The sequence below is a fragment of the Nocardioides sp. genome, from assembly GCF_016462705.1.
GTDB lineage: Bacteria > Actinomycetota > Actinomycetes > Propionibacteriales > Nocardioidaceae > Nocardioides.
Map to the genome: position 1 here is coordinate 1 of NZ_JAEMSS010000024.1, position 25,758 is coordinate 25,758.

General features: G+C 73.3%; 23 protein-coding genes. 13 read left to right on the forward strand and 10 right to left on the reverse strand.

The window, feature by feature from the left end; all coding sequences use genetic code 11:
- Both JHD21_RS04935 and JHD21_RS04940 read right to left on the reverse strand, forming a co-directional pair.
- The coding region (locus JHD21_RS04935; RefSeq protein ID WP_292672118.1) for a hypothetical protein at positions 1–291 on the reverse strand (291 nt) is incomplete at its 3' end.
- 86 nt (positions 292–377) lie between these two features.
- A complete protein-coding gene (locus JHD21_RS04940) occupies positions 378–1,097 on the reverse strand; it encodes a hypothetical protein (protein ID WP_292672120.1) in 720 nt (239 codons plus the stop codon).
- Positions 1,098–1,339: 242 nt separating this feature from the next.
- Here JHD21_RS04940 and JHD21_RS04945 point away from each other — a divergent pair, with 242 nt between their 5' ends.
- Positions 1,340–1,870: a hypothetical protein gene (locus JHD21_RS04945; protein ID WP_292672122.1), complete on the forward strand. Its 531-nt coding sequence runs from the start codon at positions 1,340–1,342 to the stop codon at positions 1,868–1,870.
- On the opposite strand, the gene hemG is transcribed toward JHD21_RS04945, so the two are convergent.
- Complete coding sequence (hemG, locus tag JHD21_RS04950; protein WP_292672124.1) at positions 1,867–3,249, reverse strand: protoporphyrinogen oxidase; 1,383 nt, start codon at positions 3,247–3,249, stop codon at positions 1,867–1,869. The genes JHD21_RS04945 and hemG overlap by 4 nt on opposite strands.
- An 88-nt stretch (positions 3,250–3,337) precedes the next feature.
- On the opposite strand from hemG, the gene JHD21_RS04955 reads away from it, so the two are divergent.
- A complete protein-coding gene (locus JHD21_RS04955; protein WP_292672126.1) occupies positions 3,338–4,348 on the forward strand; it encodes a DUF4349 domain-containing protein in 1,011 nt (336 codons plus the stop codon).
- A 10-nt stretch (positions 4,349–4,358) separates the two neighbouring features.
- Positions 4,359–5,198 (forward strand): NYN domain-containing protein, encoded by an 840-nt coding sequence (locus tag JHD21_RS04960; protein WP_292672128.1) that lies wholly within the window; start codon positions 4,359–4,361, stop codon positions 5,196–5,198.
- A 15-nt stretch (positions 5,199–5,213) separates the two neighbouring features.
- Here JHD21_RS04960 and hemE read toward each other — a convergent pair whose 3' ends face one another.
- Entirely contained in the window at positions 5,214–6,257 is a 1,044-nt protein-coding gene (gene hemE, locus JHD21_RS04965) for a uroporphyrinogen decarboxylase (protein ID WP_292672168.1), read from the reverse strand.
- A gap of 76 nt (positions 6,258–6,333) precedes the next feature.
- On the opposite strand from hemE, the gene JHD21_RS04970 reads away from it, so the two are divergent.
- Both JHD21_RS04970 and JHD21_RS04975 read left to right on the forward strand, forming a co-directional pair.
- Positions 6,334–6,957: a DUF3000 domain-containing protein gene (locus tag JHD21_RS04970; RefSeq protein WP_292672130.1), complete on the forward strand. Its 624-nt coding sequence runs from the start codon at positions 6,334–6,336 to the stop codon at positions 6,955–6,957.
- Complete coding sequence (locus JHD21_RS04975) at positions 6,954–8,315, forward strand: ribonuclease D (RefSeq protein WP_292672132.1); 1,362 nt, start codon at positions 6,954–6,956, stop codon at positions 8,313–8,315. The genes JHD21_RS04970 and JHD21_RS04975 overlap by 4 nt, the downstream gene beginning before the upstream one ends.
- Here the strand turns inward: JHD21_RS04975 and JHD21_RS04980 are convergent.
- The 4 genes from JHD21_RS04980 to hrpA all read right to left on the reverse strand — a co-directional run bounded on the left by JHD21_RS04980 (position 8,312) and on the right by hrpA (position 14,690).
- Positions 8,312–9,673, reverse strand: a complete 1,362-nt coding sequence (locus JHD21_RS04980) for an extracellular solute-binding protein (protein WP_292672134.1) — start codon at positions 9,671–9,673, stop codon at positions 8,312–8,314. The genes JHD21_RS04975 and JHD21_RS04980 overlap by 4 nt on opposite strands.
- Before the next feature lie 77 nt (positions 9,674–9,750).
- The gene (locus JHD21_RS04985) at positions 9,751–10,143 is read right to left on the reverse strand and encodes a type II toxin-antitoxin system PemK/MazF family toxin (RefSeq protein ID WP_292672135.1); all 393 of its coding nucleotides are present in this window, start codon (positions 10,141–10,143) and stop codon (positions 9,751–9,753) included.
- Positions 10,144–10,300: 157 nt separating this feature from the next.
- Positions 10,301–10,897, reverse strand: coding sequence for a hypothetical protein (locus JHD21_RS04990; RefSeq protein ID WP_292672136.1), 597 nt, complete (start codon positions 10,895–10,897; stop codon positions 10,301–10,303).
- Between the two features lie 10 nt (positions 10,898–10,907).
- Positions 10,908–14,690, reverse strand: a complete 3,783-nt coding sequence (hrpA, locus tag JHD21_RS04995; RefSeq protein WP_292672137.1) for an ATP-dependent RNA helicase HrpA — start codon at positions 14,688–14,690, stop codon at positions 10,908–10,910.
- Between the two features lie 68 nt (positions 14,691–14,758).
- On the opposite strand from hrpA, the gene JHD21_RS05000 reads away from it, so the two are divergent.
- The 5 genes from JHD21_RS05000 to JHD21_RS05020 are packed head-to-tail and all read left to right on the forward strand — an operon-like array spanning position 14,759 to position 19,710.
- On the forward strand, positions 14,759–15,034 hold the full coding sequence (locus tag JHD21_RS05000) for a hypothetical protein (protein ID WP_292672138.1): 276 nt from the start codon (positions 14,759–14,761) through the stop codon (positions 15,032–15,034).
- 39 nt (positions 15,035–15,073) lie between these two features.
- On the forward strand, positions 15,074–16,603 hold the full coding sequence (locus JHD21_RS05005; protein ID WP_292672140.1) for an FAD-dependent oxidoreductase: 1,530 nt from the start codon (positions 15,074–15,076) through the stop codon (positions 16,601–16,603).
- A 57-nt stretch (positions 16,604–16,660) separates the two neighbouring features.
- On the forward strand, positions 16,661–17,284 hold the full coding sequence (locus JHD21_RS05010) for a hypothetical protein (RefSeq protein ID WP_292672141.1): 624 nt from the start codon (positions 16,661–16,663) through the stop codon (positions 17,282–17,284).
- A gap of 42 nt (positions 17,285–17,326) precedes the next feature.
- Positions 17,327–18,010, forward strand: a complete 684-nt coding sequence (locus JHD21_RS05015; protein WP_292672143.1) for a response regulator transcription factor — start codon at positions 17,327–17,329, stop codon at positions 18,008–18,010.
- A complete protein-coding gene (locus JHD21_RS05020) occupies positions 18,007–19,710 on the forward strand; it encodes an ATP-binding protein (protein WP_292672145.1) in 1,704 nt (567 codons plus the stop codon). The genes JHD21_RS05015 and JHD21_RS05020 overlap by 4 nt, the downstream gene beginning before the upstream one ends.
- On the opposite strand, the gene JHD21_RS05025 is transcribed toward JHD21_RS05020, so the two are convergent.
- Entirely contained in the window at positions 19,669–20,070 is a 402-nt protein-coding gene (locus JHD21_RS05025) for a hypothetical protein (RefSeq protein WP_292672147.1), read from the reverse strand. The genes JHD21_RS05020 and JHD21_RS05025 overlap by 42 nt on opposite strands.
- A 99-nt stretch (positions 20,071–20,169) precedes the next feature.
- On the opposite strand from JHD21_RS05025, the gene JHD21_RS05030 reads away from it, so the two are divergent.
- From JHD21_RS05030 to rocD, 3 genes are all read left to right on the forward strand, one after another.
- The gene (locus JHD21_RS05030; RefSeq protein ID WP_292672149.1) at positions 20,170–20,898 is read left to right on the forward strand and encodes a response regulator transcription factor; all 729 of its coding nucleotides are present in this window, start codon (positions 20,170–20,172) and stop codon (positions 20,896–20,898) included.
- A 4-nt stretch (positions 20,899–20,902) separates the two neighbouring features.
- Positions 20,903–22,336 carry a HAMP domain-containing sensor histidine kinase gene (locus tag JHD21_RS05035; protein ID WP_292672151.1) on the forward strand — a complete coding sequence of 478 codons (1,434 nt, stop codon included), beginning with the start codon at positions 20,903–20,905 and terminating at the stop codon, positions 22,334–22,336.
- A gap of 73 nt (positions 22,337–22,409) precedes the next feature.
- Positions 22,410–23,606 (forward strand): ornithine--oxo-acid transaminase, encoded by a 1,197-nt coding sequence (gene rocD / locus JHD21_RS05040; RefSeq protein ID WP_292672169.1) that lies wholly within the window; start codon positions 22,410–22,412, stop codon positions 23,604–23,606.
- 1 nt (position 23,607) lies between these two features.
- Here rocD and JHD21_RS05045 read toward each other — a convergent pair whose 3' ends face one another.
- A complete protein-coding gene (locus JHD21_RS05045; protein ID WP_292672153.1) occupies positions 23,608–25,701 on the reverse strand; it encodes a hypothetical protein in 2,094 nt (697 codons plus the stop codon).
- Between the last annotated feature and the right edge of the window lie 57 nt (positions 25,702–25,758).

Here is a 25,758-nt window from a genome sequence, read left to right on the forward strand (position 1 = left end):
GGCCAGGCCGTCGGTGACCCAGAAGAGGCCCGACCCCGCCAGGGCCCACCCGAAGCCCTGCCGGGGCTCGCGAACCAGGACGACGGCGGCGAGGGCGCTGAGCAGCACGCCCAGCAGCGAGTAGCTCCACCCGTCCCCCGGCGCGAACTCGACGCCCAGACCGGTGTCCGGGGTCCGGACGTCGAGGAGCACGGTCAGGGCGAAGCCCACCAGGCAGAGCGCCGGCAGCAGGAGCACCACCCAGTGCGGGCGAGCGCGGTCACCCGTGCCCTCGGCCGTGCGCTCCCCCACCTGCCCATTGTGGCCGTCCGCCGGGACGCGCGGAGGCCGACCCGACCCTCGGGGGGTCGGGCCGGCCTGCGGTGCGGCGGAGCGGGTCACGCGGACCGGTGCTCCTTGTCGCCGAGGGTGAAGCCGATGGCGGTCGCCAGCAGCCAGAGCACGCCGGTCAGGCCGGACATGTACTCGAACGGCGAGATGCCGAGGAGCAGGGTCAGGCCGCCGAGAACCAGCCCGACCAGGCCGAGCCAGCGCGGAGCGACGCCCCGGCGGAAGGCGACGAAGACCGCCAGGCCGGACAGGCCCACCAGCGTCCACAGCCACGGGATCGTGCCGATCCAGTGGTTGTAGATGGCCGCCGAGGAGTCGGCGAGGGCCATGTCGTCCTGGAGTCCCGCGAGCATGAACTCGGTGTCGAGCCCGGCGCCCAGAAGCGAGACGAGGCCCGTTCCCGCCAGGCCGGTCAGGGCGACGACCGGGGCGATGCTGTCCGGCATGCCGGCGCGCAGCCGACGGAACAGCCCGGCACCGAAGACGATCATCAGGACCGCACCGAGGGTGGTGATCGAGTGGAACGCGAACATCACGCCGGTCTTGTCGGAGAGCGCCTCGGCCACGCCGTCGACGGATCCGCGGTTGAACTCCTCGCGGTAGACGACGTCGACCGCGGAGCTGGTCACGATCGTGCCGGCGCCGAGGATCCCTGCGCCGATGCCGGCGAGGGCCCAGGAGCGGGACTGACGGGAGTGGCCGGCGCCCTGGGCCTCGGTGGCGGCCAGGTCGGCGCGGGCCGGGTTGTGCGTGGTGACGGTGGTCATCTCGGTGTCCTTCGTGAGGGTTCAAGGGGAGTGCCGCCGATCGGCGACGAGACGAAGGTGCCGGGCCTGGTGTCCCGGGTCCCAGGGACATCGGGGCACACCTCGAGGGATCTCAGGGCCGGAGCAAAGATCTCGCGGATCCGTGCAACCAACCACCCGCCGAGCGCGTATCACCCCCGACTGCGCCGAACCCGGCCAGCAACAGGACAGGCCCGACCCGGGCCCGAGCACGAGGAACAACCATGAACGCGCACCGCACCCTGACCGCAGCCTTCCTGACCGCTACCGCGCTGACGGTCGGCTCCGCCCCCGCCTCGGCCGTGCTGGCCGCTGAGACCGGCGCCCCCACGACCGAGCGCGAGCGCGGCATCGTGCTGGAGTGCCGGGGCGACCTGGACGGCACCGCCGTCTACGCCAGCCTCTACGAGAACGACAAGTACGGGAACTGGTTCCAGGTCGTCCTGGGCGACCCGGACGCCGGCAACGGCAGGTCGAAGAACGTCAAGCGCGAGATCCTCGAGGACGGGAAGGTCCGGGCGTCGATCACCATCGACGGCGCCAAGGCCGTCGTCCGTGGGACCGCGTCCAAGGTGGGCAAGAAGAAGCCCGTGCACGAGGAGCTGGACGACGCCGGCTACCTCATCGTCAACGACGGCACCCACCGTCGGCTGAGGAACGACCTGGCGTTCGAGTACGACGGCATGGCGACCCGCCTCAGCTGCGACCCGGCGTTCGCCTACGACCTCAAGGTCACCAAGACGCCGATCGTCTAGCGAACAGGCGCACCGAGGTCGGCGACGGCGCGTCGGGACGAGGCGATCACCGCCGGGATCCCGACCCCGTCGTACGCCGCACCGCACACCGCCAGACCGGCCACCTCGGCCACCGCCGCCCGGATCCGGGCGACCCGGTCGAGGTGGCCGACGGCGTACTGGGGCAGTCCCCCGCCCCACCGCTGCACGTGCACGTCCACCGGCCGGGCGGTCAGCCCGACCGCCTCCGCGAGCTCGGCCAGCGACAGGGCGACGAGCTCCTCGTCACTGCGCTGCAGGACGGCCTCCTCTCTGTGCCGGCCGAGGGAGGTGCGGAGGTGGACCAGGCCCGCGGCCGCGCCCGCGCGGCGCACCCAGTCCCACTTGACGAAGGAGAACGTCGACGCCTTGATCGCCCGCCCGTCCACGGGCGGGACGAGGAAGCCCGACGAGTCGTCGAGCCCCGTCACGTCGGCGGCCCGGAACGCGAACGTCACCACGGCCATCGACGCGCTCTCGATCCCGGCGAGCTCCGCGGCCGCGACCGGCGCGAGCCCCTGGAGGAGCCGGGCGGCCGGCGCCGCCGGCGTGGCGAGCACGACCGCGTCGGCCTCCAGGAGCTCGGGGGCGGACGCGGGCCCGACGGTCAGCGCGAAACCGGAGGCGGTGCGGGCGAGCTCGCGGACGGTCGCGTCGCGGCGTACGTCGAGCGGCGCGGCCAACGCGTCGGTCAGGCCGCCCATGCCGCCCGGGAGGCCGGCGAACACCGGCAGGTCGTAGGTCGTGGCCACCTGCGCGGACTGGGCGAGCACCGAGCCCTGGCTCGCCAGGGTCACCAGCTGGGGGACCGCGGCCCGGGCCGAGATCTCCCGGGCGTGGCCGGCGTACACCCCGCCGAGCAGCGGCTCGACCAGCCGGTCGGTGACCTCCGGTCCGAACCGCTGGTCGACCAGGTCACCGACCGAGACGTCGTCGGCCACCTCGCGGGCCACATCGCTGGCCATTTCGCTGGGCGGCAGCCCGACCTCGGCCAGCGCGCGCTCGAGCCCGTCCTCGGAGAGGACCCCCGACGCACGGAGCTGGACCTCGTCGAGCGGCACCCCCATCAGCGACCGGGGCAACGGGCGCAGGGCCCCCCTGGTCCAGATCCGCGAGGACGCCACGGCCGGGTGCTCGATCGCGAGGCCGAGGGCCTGGGCGAGGTCGACCCCTTCCGGGCGGCGGTTCAGCATCGCCTCCGCGCCGACGTCCACCAGCACCCCGCCGACCTCGGCCCGGCGCAGCTTGCCTCCCGTCTCCGGGCTCCCCTCGAGCACGACGACGTCGTCGCCCTGCTCGGCCAGGAACCGTGCCGCGGACAGGCCCGCGATGCCTCCGCCGACGACCACCACCGTGCGCACCCGGCCAACCTTTCCAGAGGCCACCTCGACCGAGCAGGGTCGAAGGTCCGGACCGGAACCGGCGTGGCGCATGACACGTCCGAGTCGCATGACGTCCGCGACCCGTCGCCCCGCTCTTCGCACGATCCTGGCCACCGCCGCCACCCTCTCGGTCCTGGCACTCACCGGCGCCTGCGGCGTCGGCAGCGACTCGGACTCCACCGATGCCGGAGACGACGGCGGCGGCTCGGTGGCCGCCGAGGGCCCGGCCGCGGATCCGGCCGCGGATCCGGCCGCGGAGCCCGTCGATCCTGAGGGCGCCGGTCGCGACGGGATCCAGGCCTTCGACGCCGCGGCCGACGAGGCGGCCGTGGCGACCGCAGCGCAGGCCGAGCCGGAGGCACCTGCCGAGCAGGACCAGAAGCTCATCTCCAACGGGGCCGTGCAGCTGAGGTCCGCGGACGTGGGACAGGCGATCTTCGACGTCCGCAAGGTCGTCGACACCTACGCCGGGGAGATCGAGGCCAACGAGACCCAGACCGACGACGAGGGCGACCCGCTGCGGGCCCGGCTCCAGCTCCGGGTGCCGACCGCGCGGTTCGACGCGGCGATGCAGGACCTCGAGCGGGTCGCGGTCCTCATCGCCTCGAGCGGCAACACCAAGGACGTCACCACCGAGGTCCTCGACAAGGACATCCGGGTCCAGGTCCAGCGCCGCAGCATCGAGCGCATCTCCCTGCTGCTCGAGCAGGCGACCTCGATCCGGGACGTCGTCGCGATCGAGGCCCAGCTCTCCCAGCGCCAGGCGGACCTGGCCGTGCTGGAGAAGGAGCAGCGCTACCTCGCCGACCAGACCGCGATGGCGACCATCAACGTCACCGTGGAGCGGACCAAGGAGAAGAAGAAGGACCCGCCGCCCGAGAAGAAGGACGACGACTCCGGGTTCTTCGCCGGTCTGGCCGGCGGCTGGGACGCGCTCACGACCTTCGGCGTCGGGCTGGCGACCGTCCTCGGCGCCCTGCTCCCGTGGCTGGTCGTGGCCGCCGTCCTCGCGGTCCCGGGAGTGCCGCTGCTGCGTCGGTTCCGCCGCAAGGAAGCCGCGCCCACCCCCGCCGCGTAGCGTTCGGCAGGTGCCGACCCCCGAGAACGTCCGTCTCGCCGTTCTGATCGACGCCGACAACACCTCGCCCAAGCACGCGGCCGCGCTGATGGAGGAGGTCGCCAAGTACGGCGTCCCCACCGTCAAGCGCGCGTACGGCGACTGGACGACCTCCCACCTGGGCGGCTGGCGGTCCAAGCTGCCCGAGCACGCGATCCAGCCGATGCTGCAGGTCGCCTACACGGTCGGGAAGAACTCGACCGACTCCGCGCTGATCATCGACGCGATGGACCTGCTCTACTCCGGCAACGTCGACGCGTTCGCCATCGTGTCCAGCGACAGCGACTTCACCCGCCTCGCGATGCGGCTGCGGGAGTCGGCCAAGACGGTCTACGGGTTCGGCATGCGCAAGACCCCCAAGTCGCTGGTCAACGCGTGCAACCGGTTCATCTTCCTGGAGGTGCTGGGCACCAAGGGTGCGACCGACGAGGAGACGGCGCCGAGCGCCGGCCCCATGGACGCCGTGGCCGCCGTGGACGCCGAGGGCTCGGAGGACGAGTCGGCGCCGCTGCCCGACCTCCGGGAGATCCTGGTGGCGGCGATCGACGACGTCTCCACCGACGACGGCTGGGCGCACCTCGGTCAGGTCGGCCAGGTGCTCACCACCCGCTACGCGACGTTCGACCCGCGGCTCTACGGCTTCTCCAAGCTGATCTCGCTGGCCCGCGCCCAGGACTACCTCGACGTGGAGCAGAACGAGGGTGCGCCACGCGTGCGGCAGCGGCCCACGACCCCGAAGGTGACGTCCCGGACCCGGACCCGCACCACGAAGAAGACCGCCGCCAAGAAGACCGCGAAGGCCGCCTCCTAGCGGTTCCTCGGGCTCCTAGGCTTCCTGGCCGTCGCGCACCTGGTAGCCCTGGACGAACTCGGTGAGCCGGGCCAGCTGGTCCGGGTCGGTGCTGGGGAGCACCCCGTGGCCGAGGTTGAAGACGTGCCCGCGGGCGGCCCGGCCGGCGTCCAGGATGTCGGCGGCGCGGGCCAGCATCACCTGGGTCGGCGCGAACACCAGGGTGGGGTCGAGGTTGCCCTGCACCGCGCGGTCACCGACCACCTCGATCGCGGAGGCCAGCGGCGTGCGCCAGTCGACGCCGACCACGTCCGCCCCCGCCTCCCCCATCAGCCCGAGGAGGTTGCTGGTGCCGACGCCGAAGTGGATGCGCGGGACGCCCAGCGTCCCTGCCCGCTCCAGCACGGCGGCCGAGTGGGGCATCACCAGCTCGGCGTAGTCCCGCGGCGAGAGCGCCCCCGCCCAGGAGTCGAAGAGCTGCACGGCGCTGGCGCCGGCTCGCACCTGCACCTCGAGGTAGGCCGCTGCGATCCCGGCGATCTTGCGCATCAGCGCGTCCCACAACTCCGGCTCGCCGAACATCATCGCCTTGGTCCGGGCGTGGTCCTTGGACGGGCCACCCTCGACCAGGTAGGACGCCACGGTGAACGGCGCGCCCGCGAAGCCGATCAGCGGGGTGCCGCCGAGCTCGCGCACCAGCCCGCCCACCGCCTCGGTGACGAAGGGGACGTGCTCGGGCGTCAGGTCCGGGATGGCCGCGACGTCCGCCAGGGTGCGCACGGGCCTGGCGACCACCGGACCGACGCCGGCGACGATGTCCAGGTCGACCCCGACGGCCTTGAGCGGCAGCACGATGTCGGAGAAGAAGATGGCGGCGTCGACGCCGTAGCGGCGGACCGGCTGCATGGTGATCTCGACGACGAGCTCGGGGTCCATGCAGGACTCGAGCATCCCCACGCCCTCGCGGACCTTGCGGTACTCCGGCAGGGACCGGCCGGCCTGGCGCATGAACCACACCGGCGTGTGCGACACCGGCTCGCCGCGCGCCGCACGCAGGAAGACGCTCTCATCCGGGGTCACCACCACCAGGACAGCGTGCCAGCCCCTGCGGCGTGTTCACACATCACCGCGTTGACCTCAGACCTAGGGTGGCCACATGGCCGTGCGCACCGAGACGCGCGCGGGCGCGGGGGCCGATGCCGAGCCCGCCGCGTTCCGCGACGCTGTCGCGTCGATGCACACCGCCAGGCTGCGGCCCGAGGTGCACACCGAGCCGATGCCGGCACCGCAGCGGATCGCGCCCTACGCAGCCGCCATCTCCGCCGACGTGGACGTCGACGGGACCGAGATGGGGACCGGCCGGATCATCCTGCTCCACGACCCGGCGGGCAACGACGCCTGGGACGGCGTGTTCCGCTGCGTCGCCTACGCGCGGGCCGAGATCGACGTGGAGCTGATCACCGACCCGCTGCTCGCGGACGTCGGCTGGTCGTGGCTCACCGAGGCGCTCGACGCCCACGGCGCGACGTACCACGCGGTGTCGGGGACGGTGACGCGAGTGGCCACCGAGAGCTATGGGGGCATGGCCGAGGACGGCGGCACGGCCCAGCTGGAGATCAGGGCGTCCTGGACGCCCACCGGGCCGGACCTGCCGGCCGGCTCGCTCGACGTCGCTCCACACGTCGAAGCGTGGGGGGAGCTGCTCTGCACCGCGGTGGGACTGCCGCCGGTGCCGGACGGGGTGACCGTCATCCCGACCCGACGCAGCAGAGGCGGATGACGGACCGTTCGGACGACCCCGCCACCGTCACGCCCGAGGAGCTCACCGAGGAGACCCCCGAGCTTCCGCTGCTCACGCTGCGTGACGGTCTGCCGCCTGTGTCCGACACCGACGAGTCGCTGCGCCGGGCCGCGACCGCGATCGGGGAGGGCACCGGCCCGGTCGCCATCGACGCCGAGCGTGCCTCGGGCTACCGCTACTCCAACCGTGCGTACCTGATCCAGGTCCGTCGTGAGGGCAGCGGCAGCTGGCTCATCGACCCGATCGGTCTCTCGACGCTGGCACCGCTGCAGGAGGCGCTCGAGGGCGCGGAGTGGATCCTGCACGCGGCGACGCAGGACCTGCCCTGCCTCGCCGAGGTCGGGCTGCGGCCGACGGCGCTGTTCGACACCGAGCTGGCGGGCCGGCTCCTCGGGCACCCGCGGGTCGGCCTGGCCACGCTGGTCGAGACGGTGCTCGGCCACCGGATGAAGAAGGAGCACTCGGCGGTCGACTGGTCGACCCGGCCGCTGCCCGTGCCCTGGCTGGAGTACGCCGCCCTGGACGTCGAGCTCCTCGTCGAGCTGCGGGACGCCCTGCACGCCGAGCTGGTCGAGGCCGGCAAGCTGGAGTGGGCGCTCCAGGAGTTCGAGGCGCTGCGGCACTTCGTGCCCACGCCCCGGGTGGACGCGTGGCGGCGCACCTCGGGGCTGCACCGGGTCCGCGGCCGTCGTGGCCTGGCCGCGGTCAAGGAGCTGTGGGAGACCCGGGACGCGATCGCCTCGCAGCGCGACGTGACACCGGGCCGGATCATCCCCGACGCCGCGATCGTGGTGGCCGCCCTCGCCGCACCCAAGGACAAGGCGGAGCTGCTCGGCACCAAGGGCTTCCACGGCCGCGGGGCGGAGCGCTACGCGTCCCGCTGGCTGGCCGCCCTCACCCGGGCGGCCGAGATGGACGAGGCCGACCTCCCGGTCCGCACCCCGCGCAGCGACGGTCCACCGATGCCTCGGGCCTGGGCCGAGCGGGACCCGGTGGCCGCCCGGCGGCTGGCGCTCGCCCGCACCCAGATGACGGCACTGGCCGCGGACGTCTCCGTCCCGGTCGAGAACCTGCTCACGCCCGACTACCTGCGCCGGGTCCTGTGGAGCCCTCCCGCGACCCGCGACGCCGAGGCGCTGGCCACCGAGGTGGACGCGCAGCTCACCGCCCTCGGCGCACGTCAGTGGCAGCGGGAGCTCGTCGGTCCCGTCCTGGTCGCGGCGATCCTCGGGGCGGAGATGGAGGACGTCGACGTGGACGTGGAGGCGGCGGTCAAGGCCGTGGAGGCCGACCTGGACGCGGACACCGACCCCGCGGCGCCCGAGCCTCCGCACTAGTCGTCGGAGGACTCCGGCTCGACCGGCTCGTCGGTCGGGTCGTCGGGCGGCGACAGCACCGCCTGCGAGGCCTCGTCGATCTGCGTCGTCAGCGCCTCGATGTCGGGGATCTCGACGTTGAGGAGCAGCTCGATGCCGGGTTCGACCGCCTCCTCGAGCGCGGCCTCGTCGTCGAGCAGCGGCGGCACGTAGAGGTCGCGGACGCTGTCGTTGAAGACGTCGGCGCGGGCGGGCTGCCGCGTGGGCTGGAGGAAGTCGTCGGTCAGGGCGACGGTCTGGTTGGCCGGCACGAGGTAGCCGGCCGGCACCACCCGCTGCACCGACTCGGTGGAGATGATGTCGACCAGCAGGTCGGCGGACTCGGCCAGGTCGGGGGTGTCGGCCGCGATGCAGATCCCGGTCAGGCCGCCCACCGTGGCGGCGTCGTCGATGATCGGCATCGGCATCACCCCGAACTCGAGGCCCGGGACCCGGCGGAACTCGGCCGTCAGCGACCGGTCACCCACGATCATGCCGAGCTTGCCGCGCTCGAACCACGTGGCGGCGGTCCTGCGCGCCAGCTGGTCGGGGGTCAGCGTCAGGCGCGGGTCGCGCAGGACCGGGAGGGCCTGCTCGAGGGCCGAGCGGCTGTCGTCGGAGGAGAAGTCCAGCGAGGTCGGCTGGTCGTCGTCGTTGAAGATCCGGCCGCCGCCGCTGAGCACGAACGGCGAGAGCCCGTCCAGCGTCGGTGGGACGTAGAGCCCGCTCGTCCCCCGCCGCGGCCGGGTCGCGAACTCCGCGGCCACGCGGAGCTCCTCGAGGCTCCAGCGCAGCCGCGCCTCGTCGTTGAGGTTGGGGACCTCGAGACCACGCTCGGCCATCCGCTCGAAGTCGACGAGCGCGGTGTTGTAGTAGACGACCAGGGGCGAGATGCCGTAGGGCATGCACTGCAGGTCGCGGTCGAAGGAGAACGCCTCGAGCGCCGCGCGCGAGTAGTCGTCGCCGAAGTCGACGTCGCGCTCGTCGAGACGCTCGCCGATGGGCTGGGTGATCCCCTCCTCGAGCAACGTGGCCAGGTCGCCGCGGTCGGCCAGGAACACGTCGGGCACGTCACCCTGCTCGATCGCGTCGATCAGCGCGCGGTGGGTGGCGTAGGTGGTCACCTCGACGTTGACCTCGTCGGTCTCCTGGTCGTAGACCTCGACGACGTCCCGGTAGGCCGCCACCTCCTCGTCGGTCCCCCAGACGCCGAACTCGAGGTCGACCACCACGATCGGCGGCGGCGCCGAGGTCGGCTCGGGGTCGGGGTCGTCGGAGCCCGTGCACGCCGTGAGGGCCAGGCACGCCGTCAGCATGGCTCCGAGCAGCCTCGTTGCCACTGACGTCTCCCCTCCTGCGGACCGGCGGTCAGCCTACAGAGGGCCTCCCCCGGTGTTCCCGCAGGTCGTTCCACCCGTCAGTCGACGGCATGCCACCTGCGGGCCGCGGCGACGACCAGGTCGAACGTGGCCCGGTCGAGCGCGGCGCCCTCCCGCCGGATGTCGGCGTCACCCAGCGTGATCAGCCGGTCGAGCCGCACCTCGCTCGGACGGCCCTCCCGGTCCCAGGCGCCGGTGCCGACGTCCATCCAGTGCCGGCCGGCCGCGGCCTCCTCCACCGCGTCGCGGTCGTGGTCCTGGCTGCTGAGCATCAACCCAGCCCACCACGGGACCCCGTCGACGACGGTGTGCCCGATCAGCAGCACCGGCCGGTCCTTGCCGCGGGCCGGGTCGTCCTCGTAGGGCACCCACGCCCACACGACCTCGCCGGGGTCCGGCTCACCGTCGGTCTCGGGCTGGTAGGACGTCACGCGCCCACCCTAGGAGCGAAGGTGGAGCGCGCCGGACCGGGAGCGCCTCACGGCGCGTGGCCGCTCGAAGCGGCTAATTTTGGGACCCGGGGCTGCCGCGGCCCGGCACGCTCCACCGACAGTGTAACGAGACGACCCGGGTGGGCATTCCGTTTCGTCAGCTGAGCCCGTGCGCGAGCTCCTCGTGCCCGGCGGCCTCGAGCTGCTCGGCGAGCACCAGCATCCGCTGGACGTCGGGCTCGCTGCGCTCGGGCAGCACGGCCCTCCCGGTGGCCACCACCCGGGAGAACGCCGCCGCGCGGAACAGCACGTCGGCGAACTCGCTGGCGGCGATCCCGCGCAGCACCTCGTCGACCATCGTCTTGAGCTCCTCGGGGCCCGGCGGCTCCGCCACCCCGGCGACGACCTGGGCCACCGGCGCCCGGACCACCCCGGCGTCGTACTCCCGGGCGACGCCCAGCGGGTCGGCGTAGACCCAGGAGCGCAGCAGGAACAGCCGCCACAGGCAGCCGGCCAGCGAGTCGGCCGCCGAGTGCGACCAGACCTCGGCGATGGTCTCGATGCCCTCGGTGTCGGCGAGGTGCAGGATCCGCTCGGCGACGGCGGGGTCGTCGGTCGCCCGCGCCCCGCGGACCAACAGGTTCGCCGCCCGGTCCGCGGCCTCGCTCAGCAGCGCCGGGTCCGCACCCGCGTCGATCTCGGCGAAGAACCCCGCGCCGGGTCGCATCGGGCGGTGGTGCTGGCGCTCTGACACGACGGTCAGGCTACGTGGCCGCAGCCAGCGCCTTGCGGATCCGCTGGTCGCTCACCGGCCCCGCCGTCCCGACCTGCTGGGCGAACAGCGAGATCCGGTACTCCTCGAGCATCCAGCGCACGTCGCGCAGGGCCGCTCCGGGTGGGCGGCCGTCCGGCAGCGCGGCCACCGCGTGCAGGTACGCCGCCTCGAGGTCGGCCACCATGGCCATCTGCTGCCGGTCCCGGTTGACGGCGGCCACGCCGTCGTCGAGTCGGGTACGGCGGTGCCGGAGCGCGCCGAGGTACGCCGGGTAGCGGCGCAGCTGCCGAGGTCCCGCGTCCCCGACGAACCCCGGGTGCACCAGCCTGGCCAGCTGGTTCTTCATGTCCGACAGCGCCGGGAGCAGCGTCATCTCGGCCCGGCCGCTCAGCACCCGGTCGGCCTCGCGCCAGCCCCCGAGCGCGCGCAGCACGTCGGCCAGCAGCCCGCGGACCCGGTCGAGGAGGCCGGGCCCGAGGTCCGCCAGCAGGCCGGCGTAGGCCGCCTCGTCGCGGACCGGCTCTCGGGAGTCCAGGGCCTCCAGCACGACGGCGAGTCGGCAGTCCTCGACGAGGTCGGCGACCGAGGCGTAGGGCGACCCGGCCAGCCCGAGCTTCTCGGCGTTGGACAGTCCGGCGACCACCCCGTCGGCGCGGGGGGAGCCGAGCAGCACGAGCCGGGCGACGCCGAGCCGGTGCCGGGCCTCCGCCTCGTCGGCCGAGCCGAACACGCCGAGGCCGACGGTCGCGCCCTCGTCGACGAGGGCGGGGTGGACGACCACCTCGTGCCCGGCCCGGCGGCGGCTGGTCGACTCGGGGACCTCGTCGAAGACCCAGGTGGTCGCACCGGTGCGGCTCAGCCCGGAGTCCGCGGCGACCTGGGCCAGGGCCTCCTCGAACCGCGGGCGCAGCGGCTCCTTCAGCACCTCGAGGTCCTTGCCGCGGGCCTGCTCGGCGCCGTCGTCGTCCACGACGCGGTAGGTCGGCCGCAGGTGCTCGGGCACCTTGTCCCAGTCCCAGGCGTCCCTCGGGACCACCACCCCGGTCGTCGCCCGGGCCCAGCGCTCGAGCGCGTCGAGCAACGGCTCGTCGCCGGCGGGCACCGACTCGAGGAAGGCGCGCGCCCGGTCCGGCGCCGGGACGAAGCTCACCCGGAGGCTCTTGGGCAGGCTCCGGATCAGCGCGGTGACGAGCTCCTCCCGCAGCCCCGGGACGTTCCAGCTGAAGTCGTCGTCGGAGACCTGGTTGAGGGTGGCCACGGGTACGTCGATGGTGAGGCCGTCGTCGGGCGCACCGGGCTCGAAGTGGTAGCTGATGGGGAACGTGAGGCCCTCGTCGTCACCCCCGCTGCGCCACACCTCGGGGTAGTCCTCGGCGCGCACCTGCTCGGCGGTCGCGTGGGTGAGCATCGCGGGGTCGAAGGTGAGCAGCTCCGGCTCGGTGCGCCGGCGTTCCTTCCACCAGCGGTCGAAGTGCGCGCCGCTCACCACGTCCGCACCGATCCGGGCGTCGTAGAAGTCGAAGAGCGTGTGCTCGTCGACCACCAGGTCGCGGCGGCGGGCGCGGTGCTCGAGCTCCTCGGCCTCCTCGAGGAGGGCGAGGTTCATGCGGTAGAAGCGGTGGTTGGTGTGCCACTCCCCGTAGACCAGGGCGTGCCGGATGAACAGCTCGCGGGCCAGGGCCGGGTCGACCTTCGCGTACGACGTCAGCCGGTCGGCCACCAGGGGGACGCCGTAGAGCGTGACCCGCTCCCGCGCCATCACCGCGGCCCGCTTGCGGGACCAGTGCGGCTCGGCGTACGTCCGCTTCACCAGGTGCGCCCCCAGCCGCTCGGCCCACTCGGGCTGGATCGCCGCGACCTGCCGGCCCCACAGCCGCCCGGTCTCGACGAGCTCACCGGCCATCACGAACTGCGGGTTCTTCCGCTTGAGCACGCTGCCGGGGAAGATCGCGAACCTCGCGTTGCGCGCCCCGAGGTACTCCCGAGGCCCTCCCCTGGATCGAGCGGAGTCCGTGCGGTCCCGCTCCTCCAGCAGCCCGACGTGGCTCAGCAGGCCGGACAGCAGCGCCTGGTGGATCCCGTCGGCGTCGGGGCGGTCCGCCGGCTGACCCACCTCGATGCGCATCTCCTTGCACACCTGCCGGAGCTGGGACTCGAAGTCCTGCCACTCGCGGACCCTCAGGTGGTTGAGGAACTCGCGCTTGCACATCCGGCGGAACGCGCTGGACCCCATCTCCTTCTGCTGCTCCTTGAGATGCCGCCACAGGTTCAGCCAGGTCAGGAAGTCGCTGCCCTCGGCGGTGAACCGCGCGTGCAGCTGGTCCGCCTGCGCCCGCGGACCGGGTCTGTCGGGCCCAGGGCGCTCACGGGGGTCCTGCAAGGACAGTGCCGCGGCGATGACGATCACCTCGCGAACGCAGCCGAGTCGCTCCGCCTCGAGGATCATCCGGGCCAGCCGGGGGTCGATCGGCAGCCGGGCCAGGCGCCGGCCGACCTTGGTGAGACCGCGCCCGGAGACCGCCCCCAGCTCCTCCAGCAGCTGCACTCCGGCGGTGACGTTGCGCCGGTCGGGCGGCTCGACGAAGGGGAAGTCGTTCATGTCGCCGAGACCGAGGCTGGTCATCTGCAGGATGACGCTGGCCAGGTTGGTCCGCAGGATCTCGGGCTCGGTGAACTCCGGGCGCCGGTCGAAGTCCTCCTCCGAGTAGAGCCGGATCGCGATGCCGGCCTCGAGCCGGCCGCAGCGCCCGGAGCGCTGGTTGGCCGACGCCTGGCTGATCGCCTCGACCGGCAGCCGCTGGACCTTGGTCCGCACCGAGTAGCGGCTGATCCGCGCGACGCCGCTGTCCACGACGTACCTGATGCCGGGCACGGTGAGCGACGTCTCCGCGACGTTCGTGGCGAGCACGACGCGGCGGCCGGTGTGCGGGGCGAAGACCCGGTGCTGCTCGGCGGCCGAGAGCCGCGAGTAGAGCGGGACGACCTCGGTGCGCGGCAGATCCGCCAGCGCGTCCGCGGTGTCGCGGATCTCCCGCTCCCCCGGCAGGAAGACCAGGATGTCGCCCGGTCCCTCGGCCGAGAGCTCCGTGACCGCGTCCACGATCGCCTCGGTCTGGTCACGGATGACCGGCTCGCCCTCCTCGTCCTCCTCGGGCAGCTCGATCAGGGGTCGGTAGCGGACCTCCACCGGGTAGGTCCGCCCGGACACCTCGACCACCGGGGCCCCGAAGTGCGCGGCGAACCGCTCGACGTCGATGGTCGCGCTGGTGATGACGACCTTGAGGTCGGGGCGCCGCGGCAGCAGCCGCTTGAGGTAGCCGAGCAGGAAGTCGATGTTGAGGCTCCGCTCGTGGGCCTCGTCGATGATGATCGTGTCGTACCGGCGCAGGTCCCGGTCGCGCTGGAGCTCGGCGAGCAGGATGCCGTCGGTCATCAGCTTGACCCGGCTCGACCTCGACGTCCGGTCCGTGAACCGCACCTGGTAACCGACGAGATCACCCAGCTCGGTCCCGAGCTCGCTGGCGATCCGCTCCGCGACGGAGCGGGCGGCGATCCGCCGCGGCTGGGTGTGCCCGATGATCCCGCCGCGAGGGCCGCCGGCGCCCCGGCCCAGCTCGAGGCAGATCTTCGGCAGCTGGGTGGTCTTGCCGGAACCGGTCTCACCCGCCACGATCACGACCTGGTGGTCACGGATGGCCGCGGCGATATCGTCTCGTCGCTGGCTGACCGGGAGGTCTGCGGGGTAGGTGATCCGCAGGGAGGTCTCGGTCATGGCCCCACCATTGTCCCCACCACTGTCCCCACCACTGTCTGCGACCACCCGACCCGAAGGCGAACGAGATGAGCGAGGAGCAAGGATCCACGGGCGAGCTGGGCGTGCTGACGCCCATCAAGATGCTCTTCGCGGTCGCCGTCGGCATGGCGATCCTCGCCCTGTTCGGCTGGCTCTTCGTCGTGTCGTGGCTCGGCGTCCCGTGGGAGATCGGTCTGCCGCTGTCCCTGGTGGCCGGCCTGGCGATGCTGGCGTGGAGCGGCGGCGGGTGGTGGCGCCTGGTGTCGGTCGGGCTCTGGGTCACCGGCCTCGTGTGGCTGGTGGTGTGGCTGGTCGCCCGCTGACCGCTTGCTAGAACACGTTCTAGTTGCGACCATCGCCCGGTGACGGAGCAGCAGTACGACGTGGTGGTGGTCGGGTCCGGCGGCGGGGCGATGACCGCGGCGGTGCTGGCCGCGAAGGCCGGCCTGCGCACGGTGGTCATCGAGAAGACGGCGTACCTGGGCGGCACCTCGGCCTACTCGGGCGGCGCGTGCTGGCTGCCGGGCAGCCAGGTGCAGCAGCGCGCCGGGATCCCCGACTCGACCCAGGGCGCTCGCGACTACCTCGCCGCGATCCTCGAGGACCCGGACGCTGGGTTCAACGCTGGGAAGGTCGAGGCCTTCCTCACCCACTCCCCGGAGCTGGTGGCGGAGCTGGAGTCGGACCCTGGCCTCGACTTCGAGTGGCTTCCGTTCTCGGAGTACTACGACGCCCCCGGCCGGGTGCCGATGGGGCGCTCCATCCAGCCGACCAACGTCAAGCGCGCCGACCTGCCGCCCGAGGTCGCGGAGCTCGTCCGGCCCCCCGTCGAGCGGGACCGCGCCGGCGAGGGCGGCCGCAACACGCTGAGCGGAGGTCAGTCGCTGATCGCGCGGCTGGCCGCGATCTTCGTCCGGGAGGGCGGCGAGCTGCGCACCAACCTGCCGGTGACCGGTCTCGCGTCCGACGACAGCGGCCGGGTCGTCGGCGTCGCCGTGATGTCCCCCGAGGGCCCGATCGAGATCGACGCCGCGCGCGGCGTGGTCCTCGGCTCCGGCGGGTTCGAGGGCAACGCGGCGATGCGGGCCGAGCACGACGTGCCCGGCGACGTCGCCTGGACGATGGCGCCGCACGCGACCAACACCGGCGAGCCGCTGACCGCGGCGATGGCCTTGGGCGCGGCGACCGACTTCCACGCGCTCGGCTGGTTCTGCCCCGGCCTCGAGCAGCCGGACGGGGGCGGGTCCTTCACGCTCGGGTTCCGCAGCGGCCTGATGGTCGACCAGACCGGACGCCGCTACGCCAACGAGTGCCTGCCCTACGACCGGTTCGGCCGGATCATGGCCCAGGCCCCTGAGCGGATCCCGTCGTGGTTCGTCTTCGACAGCCGCGAGGGCGGCCGGCTGCCCGCGATCGCCATGCCCGAGGGCGACCCGGCCGCGCACCTCGAGGCCGGCACCTGGGTCACGGCCGAGACCGTCGAGGAGCTTGCCGCCGCGACCGGCCTGCCCGCCGACGTCCTGACCGAGACCGTCGCCCGGTTCAACGCCTTCGCCGAGTCGGGGGTGGACGAGGACTTCGGCCGCGGCGAGGACGAGTACGACACGTTCTTCGCCGGCGGCACCGGCCCCAACAAGGCGCTGACGCCGTGCGACCAGGCGCCGTTCTACGCCGCCCGGTTCGTGCTGTCCGACCTCGGCACCAAGGGTGGGCTGGTCACGGACGCGGCCGGCCGGGTGCTGCGCGAGGACGGGTCCGCCATCCCGGGCCTCTACGCGTGCGGCAACACCGCGGCGTCCGTGTTCGGGTCGGTCTACCCCGGGCCCGGCGCACCCCTGGGCTCGGCGATGGTCTTCGCCTCGCTGGCGGTCCGGGACATCGCCGGAGCCTGACCGGAGGACCACCGGACCCTGACAGGTTCCTGACATTCGCCGGTCAGGGTCACTGCCATGAAGCCACGAACCGCAGCCCTGTCCGCCACCCTCGCCGCCACCGTCGTCGCGACGCCGCTGGCCTGGAGCGTGCTCAGCTCCGGCGCCAGCGCCGTTCCGGCCAGGACCACCCCCGTCGCCGTCCAGGCCGTCGCCGTTCAGGCCGTCGCCCCCACCGTCGTACCGGCCGAGACCGCGACGCCGCAGGCCGAGACCGGCCCGCCGGTGCTGCGCGTCGAGGACGTCCTGAGCCACGGCAGCGCGCGGCGCACCGCCCTCTTCGAGGCCTACACGGCCTGTCTCCTCGACGAGGGCGCCCCGACCGTCGAGGACGAGCGCCCCGTCCCGGACGTGGGCTACAACCAGGCCCGCGGCGTCGCCATCGCCGACCCCGTCCCGGCCCGGATCGAGCGCGCGTGTGCTGACCTGCTGCCGGTCTACCCGCCGTCCCTGGAGGCCGCCACCAACCCCGACTTCGCGGCCGACGCGGCGTCGTACGTCGCCTGCCTGCGCAGCAACGGCATCTGGGTGCGGCTGCTGAACGACCGCAACATCAGCTGGACCTACCTCGCCGGCCACGACGTGCCCGAGGACAACGCCCGGATCGAGGACGAGTGCCTGCTCGCGAGCTTCGCCGACTGAACGCGGGCCCCGGGTCGGGGACACGTTCCTAGACTCGCGGCAATGGCACGCATCCTGGTGGCCGAGGACGATCCCAAGCAGGCCGAGCTGATCCGTCGGTACGCCGTCGCGGAGGGACACTCCGTGACGGTCGTACCCGACGGCAGCCAGGCCCTGGAGGCGATCCGGCAGCGGGTCCCCGACCTGCTCATCCTCGACGTGATGATGCCGGCGCTCGACGGGCACGACGTCTGCCGGGTGCTGAGGGCGGCCCCGGAGACCGGCCACCTGCCGATCCTCATGCTGACCGCGCGGGTCGGCGAGGACGACCTCCTCCGGGGCCTGGACCTCGGCGCGGACGACTACCTGACGAAGCCCTACAGCCCCCGCGAGCTGATGGCCAGGGGGCGCGCACTGCTGCGCCGGAGCGGGGCGACCGGCACCGAGGCTGCCCGCCCTGCGGTCACGGTGGGCGACCTGACCGTGGCACCGGCCAGCCACGAGGTGTCGTTCCGGGACGTGCCGGTCGACTGCACCCCCGGCGAGTTCGCACTCCTCGACATCCTCGTGTCCGAGCCGGGCCGGGTGTTCAGCCGGGACCAGCTGCTCCGGCACCTGCACGGTGCCGAGGACTTCGTGTCCCGCCGGACGGTGGACGTCCACGTCGCCAACCTGCGCAAGAAGCTCGACCCCGCACTGATCCGCACCGTCTACGGCGTTGGCTACGCGTTCGCGATCCAGCGGTGACCCGCGCCGCGCGGGTCCCCTGGCACCGCAGCCTGTCGGTGCGGTTGTTCGCGCTGGGTGCGGTGGTCGCCCTGCTCGCCGTGGCGGCCGCGACGTGGGCCACCGTGCGCGCCACGACCGTCGCCGTGCAGGAGGAGCAGCAGGAGTCGTTCCACGCCGACGCGAAGATCTACGACGCCCTGGTGGAGTACGCCGCGACGCACCGCTCGTGGAGCGGCGCCCAGTCCCTGGTGCGCCGGCTCGGGCGCCAGCACGACGGCCCCGTGACGCTGACCGACACCGCCGGCCAGGTCATCCTCAGCTCGGACGGGTCCACCGAGCCGCACGCGCCGGGGAAGGCACGCGCCCGGCTCGACGCGCTCGACGTCGACACCGCCCTGCTCATCGCTCCTCAGCAGGAGCCAGAGCCGGTCACGGGTCCGACTGACTGCGGCGGCGAGATCGGACCCTCGGAGTGCGCCAGGGTCATCGTCACGCCGACCCTGGCGCTGGACCCGCGGATCGACGGACCGTTCACGACCGCCGACCGATCGGCCTTCCAGGCGCTGCAGCGGGCGGTGCGCGCCTGTCTTCGTGAGGCCGGGGCGCCCTCCCAGGTCACGTTGCTGGAGAACCTCAGCGTCGTCGTGCCGGGCGGCGAGGCCCGCCGGGTGGTGACGGGGTGCCTCGACGACGCGCTGCGCGCCGCCTTGGCGCCGTACGTCGCGCCGCCGGCACTGCTGCACATGACCGGCGAGGGCTCACAGGCCGAGGTGTTCTGGGACCTCTCGGGCCCCAACCAGCGGCGGATCGCGCTGCTCGCCGGCGGCGTGCTGCTCGTGACGCTCGTCCTCTGCGCGATGCTCGCGGCGACCATCGTCCGACCGCTGCGCCGGATGGCGGCGACCGCGCTCCGGGCCGGCGAGGGGGATCTCGCCGCGCGGGTGCCCGAGCGTCGCCGCGACGAGATCGGCGAGCTGGGCCGCGCGTTCAACCGGATGGCCGACCGTCGCGAGCAGCTCGAGGAGGCCCGTCGGCAGATGGTCAGCGACGTCTCGCACGAGCTCCGGACGCCGCTGGCGAACGTGCGTGGCTGGGTCGAGGCCGCCAGGGACGGCGTCGTCCCTGCGGACCAGGAGCTGATCGCCAGCCTGCACGAGGAGAGCCTGCACCTGCAGCGGCTCGTCGACGACCTGCACGACCTGGCCCTCGCCGACGCAGGCGAGCTCCGGCTCGAGCCGGAGGCCGTCGAGCTCGCGGTGTTCCTCGACCAGGTCGCCTCGTCGTTCGGCGCCGCCGCGGCCCGGGCCGGGATCGACCTCCTGACGGACTGCGCGCCCGGGGCGTGGGTCCAGGCTGACCCGGTCCGCTTGCGTCAGGCGGTCGCCAACCTGGTGGCCAACGCGCTGCGGCACACGCCGCCCGGGGGTCGGGTGACGCTGCGCGCCGCCGACGGGCTCGTCGAGGTCGTCGACGACGGCGAGGGGATCCCGGACGACGAGCTGTCCCGGGTGTTCGAGCGGTTCCGGCGGGTCGATCCGTCCCGCAGCCGCGCCACGGGAGGCAGCGGCCTCGGGCTGGCCATCGTCCGTCAGATCGTGGAGGCACACGGCGGCACCGCGACCGCCCGGAGCGGGCTGGGCCTCGGGACGTCGATCCGCCTGGCGTTCCCGACGCCCTCAGGTCAGGTCCTGGTCACCCGACCCGGTGGTGTCACCTGACCCGTCCGGGGTGACCTCGTCGTCGGGTGGCGTCGCCGGCTGCGGGGGCAACCCCGGCGGCCCGGCGGGCATCCCGCCGGGCGGCTGCGGCATCTGGCCCTGGCCCTGGCCCGGTGGCCCGCCTCCCGGCCCGCCGAACCCGTCACCGCGGCCTCCGTCCCTGCTGAAGCCCGGACGCCCGTCGCGCCCGCCGTCGTCGGCCGTCGCGGCGTGGATGGCGGCGCCGGCCCCTCCGCCGATGACCAGTCCGGCCACCGCCACCGCGGCGACGCCCTTGATCCCGTAGCCGCGCTCGCGCCAGCCCGCCCGGGTGGGCGGCGGGGGTGCCACGGCCTGCTGTTCCTCGTCGTGCTCGCTCATGACGACACCGTCCTCCCCCGACCTGTGCGGACGCTGTGCGCAGGTCCAGGAAAGCCTGTTCACAGGAAACCCACAGCGAGCGACCGCAGAGTGGTGGTCATGAGCAGCACCGAGACCCTCCAGCTGACCCGGCCCGACGGGTCTCCCCTGCGCGTCCTCGTCGCCGACGACGAGGTCAACATCGTCGAGCTCATCGGCATGGCGCTGCGCTACGAGGGGTGGGAGGTCAGCACCGCCCACACCGGCACGGCGGCGGTCAACGCCGCCAAGGACGTGCGGCCGGACGCGGTGGTGCTCGACATGATGCTGCCCGACATCGACGGGATGGAGGTCCTCCGCCGGATGCGCGGCACGCAGCCCGACGTACCCGTCGTGTTCCTCACCGCCAAGGACGCTGTCGAGGACCGGATCGCCGGGCTGACGGCCGGGGGCGACGACTACGTCACCAAGCCGTTCTCGCTCGAGGAGCTGGTGGCCCGGCTGCGGGCCCTCATGCGCCGGGCGGGGGCGCAGCGGGCCCAGTCCAGCTCGGTGCTCGTCGTCGGCGACCTCGAGCTCGACGAGGACAGCCACGAGGTGTCCCGCAGCGGCGAGCAGATCTCGCTCACCGCCACCGAGTTCGAGCTGCTGCGCTTCCTGATGCGGAACCCTCGGAGGGTGCTGAGCAAGGCCCAGATCCTCGACCGGGTCTGGAACTACGACTTCGGCGGCCAGGCCAACGTCGTCGAGCTCTACATCTCCTACCTGCGCAAGAAGGTCGACGCCGGCCGGGAGCCGATGATCCACACCATGCGCGGCGCCGGCTACGTGCTGAAACCGGCCGGGTGACCGGGTGCTGAGGAGGCCCGCGTCCCTCACCTCGCGGCTGGTCGTGACGACGGTCGCGCTGGTGGTGCTGGTCGCCGTCCTCATCGGCGCCGCGGCCACCGCGGCCCTCAACGCGCAGCTGACCAGCCAGCTCGACGAGGACCTGCGGGCCGCGGCGGGCACCGGCCGTCCGGTGGTCGGCGCCGGGGACGAGGACGAGGACGGCCCCGGTCCGGGCCTGCCGCCAGGAGCCGTCGGGCCGCAGCGACAGGGCGGGCCGCAGACGATCCGGGCGCTCTTCGACGGGACGACGGCGTCCGGCGTCATCATCGGCGGGTACGACGAGGACGACGCCCTGAGCACCGAGGTGCTCGACGAGCTGGCCGACGTGCCGGTCGACGGGCAGGTGCACGAGGTGGACCTCACCGGTCTCGGCAGCTACCGGGTGATCGCGGTCGAGCGCGCGGTCGGCACCGAGGTCACCGGGCTGCCCACCGAGCAGATCGAGGACGCCATCACCTCGCTCATCGGCTGGGAGGCGCTGCTCATCGGGGTCGGGGCGCTGCTGGCCGCGGGCGGCGGCCTGCTGCTGGTACGCCGTCAGCTACGGCCGCTCCGCGAGGTGGCCGCGACCGCCCACGCGGTGGCCGCTCTGCCCCTGGCCGAGGGCGACATCGACCTCGCGGAACGGGTGCCGGACCACCTCACCGACGAGCGCACCGAGGTGGGGCAGGTCGGCTCGGCGCTGAACGCCCTGCTCGCCCACGTCGAGACGTCCTTGGAGGCGCGGCACCGCAGTGAGCAGCAGGTCCGGCAGTTCGTGGCGGACGCCTCGCACGAGCTGCGGACGCCGCTCTCGACGATCGCCGGCTACACCGAGCTGGCCCGCACCCGGCCGGACGCCGAGACCACCGCGACCGCCCTCGGCAAGGTGGAGGAGGAGGCCGGGCGGATGACGACCCTGGTCGAGGACCTGCTGCTGCTCGCCCGGCTCGACGCGGGCCGGCCGATGCGCCGCGAGCCGGTGGACCTGACCCGGCTGCTCGTCGAGGCGGTCAACGACGCCCGGGTCCTGGCACCCGAGCACCACTGGCGGATCGTGGTGCCCGACGAGCCGATCGAGGTGACCGGGGACGAGCAGGGGCTGCACCAGGTGGTGACCAACCTGCTGACCAACGCCCGGAAGCACACACCCCCGGGCACCACCGTGACGGTCACCGGGAGCGCGGACGGGTTCGACGTCCACGACGACGGGCCCGGGTTCCCGCCTGCGCTGGCGCCGCACGCCTTCGAGCGGTTCGCCCGCGGCGACGCGAGCCGCAACCGGGCCGGCGGCGCCGGGCTCGGGCTGGCCCTCGTCGACGCCATCGTGCGCTCGCACGCGGGCTCCGTCCGGCTGACCTCCCAGCCCGGCGACACGACCGTGGCGGTTCGACTTGGCTCCGCCCAGATTGTCTGACAATCTGGGCGTGAGCGATTCCGAGGAGGGACCGATGACGACGTACGCGGACGACCAGGCCACAGTGGCGGGCATGAGCGAGCTGGCCTTCGAGGCCGCCGAGGCCCGGACCGCGCACAACTACCACCCGCTGCACGTCGTGGTCTCGCACGCCGAGGGCGCGTGGATGACCGACGTCGACGGCCGTCGCTACCTGGACCTCCTGGCGGGCTACTCCGCCCTCAACTTCGGGCACGGCCACCCGGCGCTGCTGGCCGCGGCGCACGCCCAGCTCGACCACCTGACGCTCACCAGCCGGGCGTTCGTGCACGACCAGTTCGCCGGGTTCTGCGCCGCCCTGGGCGACCTGTGCGGCAAGGAGCTCGTGCTGCCGATGAACACCGGCGCCGAGGCCGTCGAGACCGCCATCAAGGTCACCCGCAAGTGGGGCTACGACGTCAAGGGCGTCCCCAGCGACCGCGCCGAGATCATCGTCGCCTCGGGCAACTTCCACGGCCGGACCACCACCATCGTCGGGTTCTCCGACGACCCGGACGCCCGTGGCGGGTTCGGTCCGTTCACCCCGGGGTTCATCCAGGTCCCCTACGGCGACCTGGCGGCGCTCGAGGGCGCGATCACGCCGCACACCGTGGCCGTGCTGATCGAGCCGATCCAGGGCGAGGGCGGCGTGGTCATCCCGCCGGACGGCTACCTGCGCGGCGTCCGCGAGCTCTGCACGGCCCGTGACGTGCTGTTCGCCGCCGACGAGATCCAGGCCGGCCTCGGCCGCACCGGCACGACCTTCGCCTGTGACCACGAGGGCGTCGTCCCCGACCTCTACATCCTCGGCAAGGCGCTCGGCGGCGGCATCGTGCCCGTCTCCGCCGTCGTCGCGGACCGCGACGTCCTGGGCGTCCTGAAGCCCGGGCAGCACGGCAGCACGTTCGGCGGCAACCCGCTGGCCTGCGCGGTGGGCCACACCGTCGTCGACATGCTGGCCACCGGCGAGTTCCAGGCCCGGGCCGCCGAGCTCGGCGTGGTGCTGCGCCGGCGGCTCGAGGCGATGGTCGGCCACGGCGTCGTCGGCATCCGCACGCGCGGGCTCTGGGCCGGGGTCGACATCGACCCCGCGGTCGGCACGGGCCGCCAGGTCTGCGAGGCGCTCATGGAGCGCGGCGTCCTCGCCAAGGACACCCACGGCTCGACGATCCGCCTCGCCCCGCCGCTGGTCGTCTCCGAGGAGGACCTGCTCTGGGGCCTCGACCAGCTCGCGGCGGTCGTCGGCGACTGAGTCAGGCCCGCTCGCACTGCCGGCGTTTGCCGCGCCCGTAGTCCTGCGTGCACCTGTCGATCCCCGGCCCGCCGGAGAAGCGGTCGTCGCCGTCGCCGCCGAGCAGCTCGTCCGCGCCGGCGCCACCCTTCACACGGTCGTTGCCGCCGGCGCCGCGGACGCTGTCCGCCCCGCCACCGCCGACGATCCGGTTGCCGAGGATCGAGCCGATGATCTCGTCGTCGAAGCGCGAGCCGCGGACGCCCTCGACCGACGCGAGTCGGTCGGAGCCCTGCGCGATGGCTCGACCGCGCTTGAGATCGGCGAGGACCCGCACGGGCGAGTCGCCGTAGTCCACCACGTCGTCGGCGAGGCCCCCGTCCAGGTCGTCGTCACCGGTGCCGGGGGTCAGCACGTCGGTGTCCGCGCCCCCTCGGAGCCGGTCCGAGCCGCCCAGACCGAGGATCCGGTCGCGCCCGCGCCCGCCTTCGAGGACGTTGGCTGCCGGGGAGCCCGTGAGCACGTCGGCGAACCGGCTGCCGGTGGCGTTCTCCACCGCCTTCAGACGGTCCGTGCCCTCGCCGTCGACGCGCCGGGCTCCGAGATCGACCGAGACCTTCCTCCGCGAGATCGCGTAGGACACGGCGTCCTCACCCTTGCCCCCGTCGAGGCGGTCACGGCCGGATCCGCCGAGGAGGACGTCCCGGCCGCCGCGTCCCCGCAACGTGTCGTCGCCACCGACGCCGCACAGCACGTCGGCACCACTCGTGCCCCGCAGGGTGTCGTCGGCTGCGGTCCCGAGCGACGTGCAGAGGATCGCGACGGCCGAGTGGCGGTTGTTGGCGAAGTCGGGGTCGGCGGTGGTCGACGTGGCCATGGCGCTCACCTCGTGGACGCCCGGAGCCCCGCCGGCGGCGGTCAACGTCACGGTGCGGCTGGCTCCGGGAGGCAGTTCCCCCAGCGAGCAGCGGACGACGTCCTGTCCCACGCAGCCGGCGGTGTCGACTCCGCTGATCGTGATGCCGGAGGGCAGCCGGAACGTCAGCGCGCTGCGCATCGCGGGACTGTCGCCACTGTTGGTGACGGTGGCGGAGTACGACGTCGCGCTGCCCACCGCCACCATGTCGTCCGCAACGGCCAGGGACGTCCGGAGGTCGGCGCGAGGCATCGAGCCCGGGGCGGCGCCCCAGTCCACGGTTGCCGCCAGGGCGCTCGCCTCGTAGACCGTCCTGGTCTCGCCGGTCGCCAGGTCGCGGGTGGTCACCTGCGCGGCACCGAAACCCGATCCGACCCGCGGGAGGGTGACGTAGGCGAGGCTGGAACCGTCGGGCGACCACGATGTGTCCCCCTCGAAGCCAGGCCCCGGGAGCCGCGTCACGTCGCTCCCGTCGGCATTCATGAGGAAGAGGTCGCCCTCGCAGTAGGGCATCGTGGGTGCGCAGCTGCCGTCCCTGCTGCTGTAGAAGACGATCTGGGAACCGTCGGGCGACCAGGTGGGGTCGCCGTCCACGGCCAGCCCGGGCGCATCGGGATCGGTGTTGGTCGTCAGCTGGGTGACGTTGCTCCCGTCGGCGTCCATCACGAACACCTCGGTGTCGGTGTCGCTCACCGGCTCGCCCACGGTAGGTGTCCTGCGACGCTGGAAGGCGATCTTGTCGCCCAGGGGCGACCAGCTCGGCGCCTCGACGCTCGGTCCCTGGTGGATCATGTGCCGGTCAGTCCCGTCGGCGTTGATCACCCAGATCTGGCCGGTCACCCCGTTGGGCCGCAGCGTGTAGACCAGGCGGGTGCCGTCGGGCGACCAGGACGGCCGGTAGACCGGGGCGGAGTCGAGCACCCGGGTGTCGGAGCCGTCGGCGCGCGCCACGAGGAGGGTCTCGAACCGGTTGAAGGCGAACCAGCGCCCGTCGGGCGACCAGGTCGGGTTGAAGTTGCTCTCCGTCTGACCGGCGAACAGCCGGCGCAGACCGCTGCCATCCGGGTTCATCGAGTAGGACTGGCTCTGGTTGCCTGCCCCGGGCCCCGTCACCGCGAGCAACCCGTTGTCCCCGGGCGACGCCACCGCGCTCGAGCCGGGCGCCGAGGCCGCCAGGGCCAGCAGGGTCACCGCGGTCACGATTCGTCCAGCTGTTGCCATGGCAGGCCCTCCCCGTGTGCCGACGACGCACTCTAC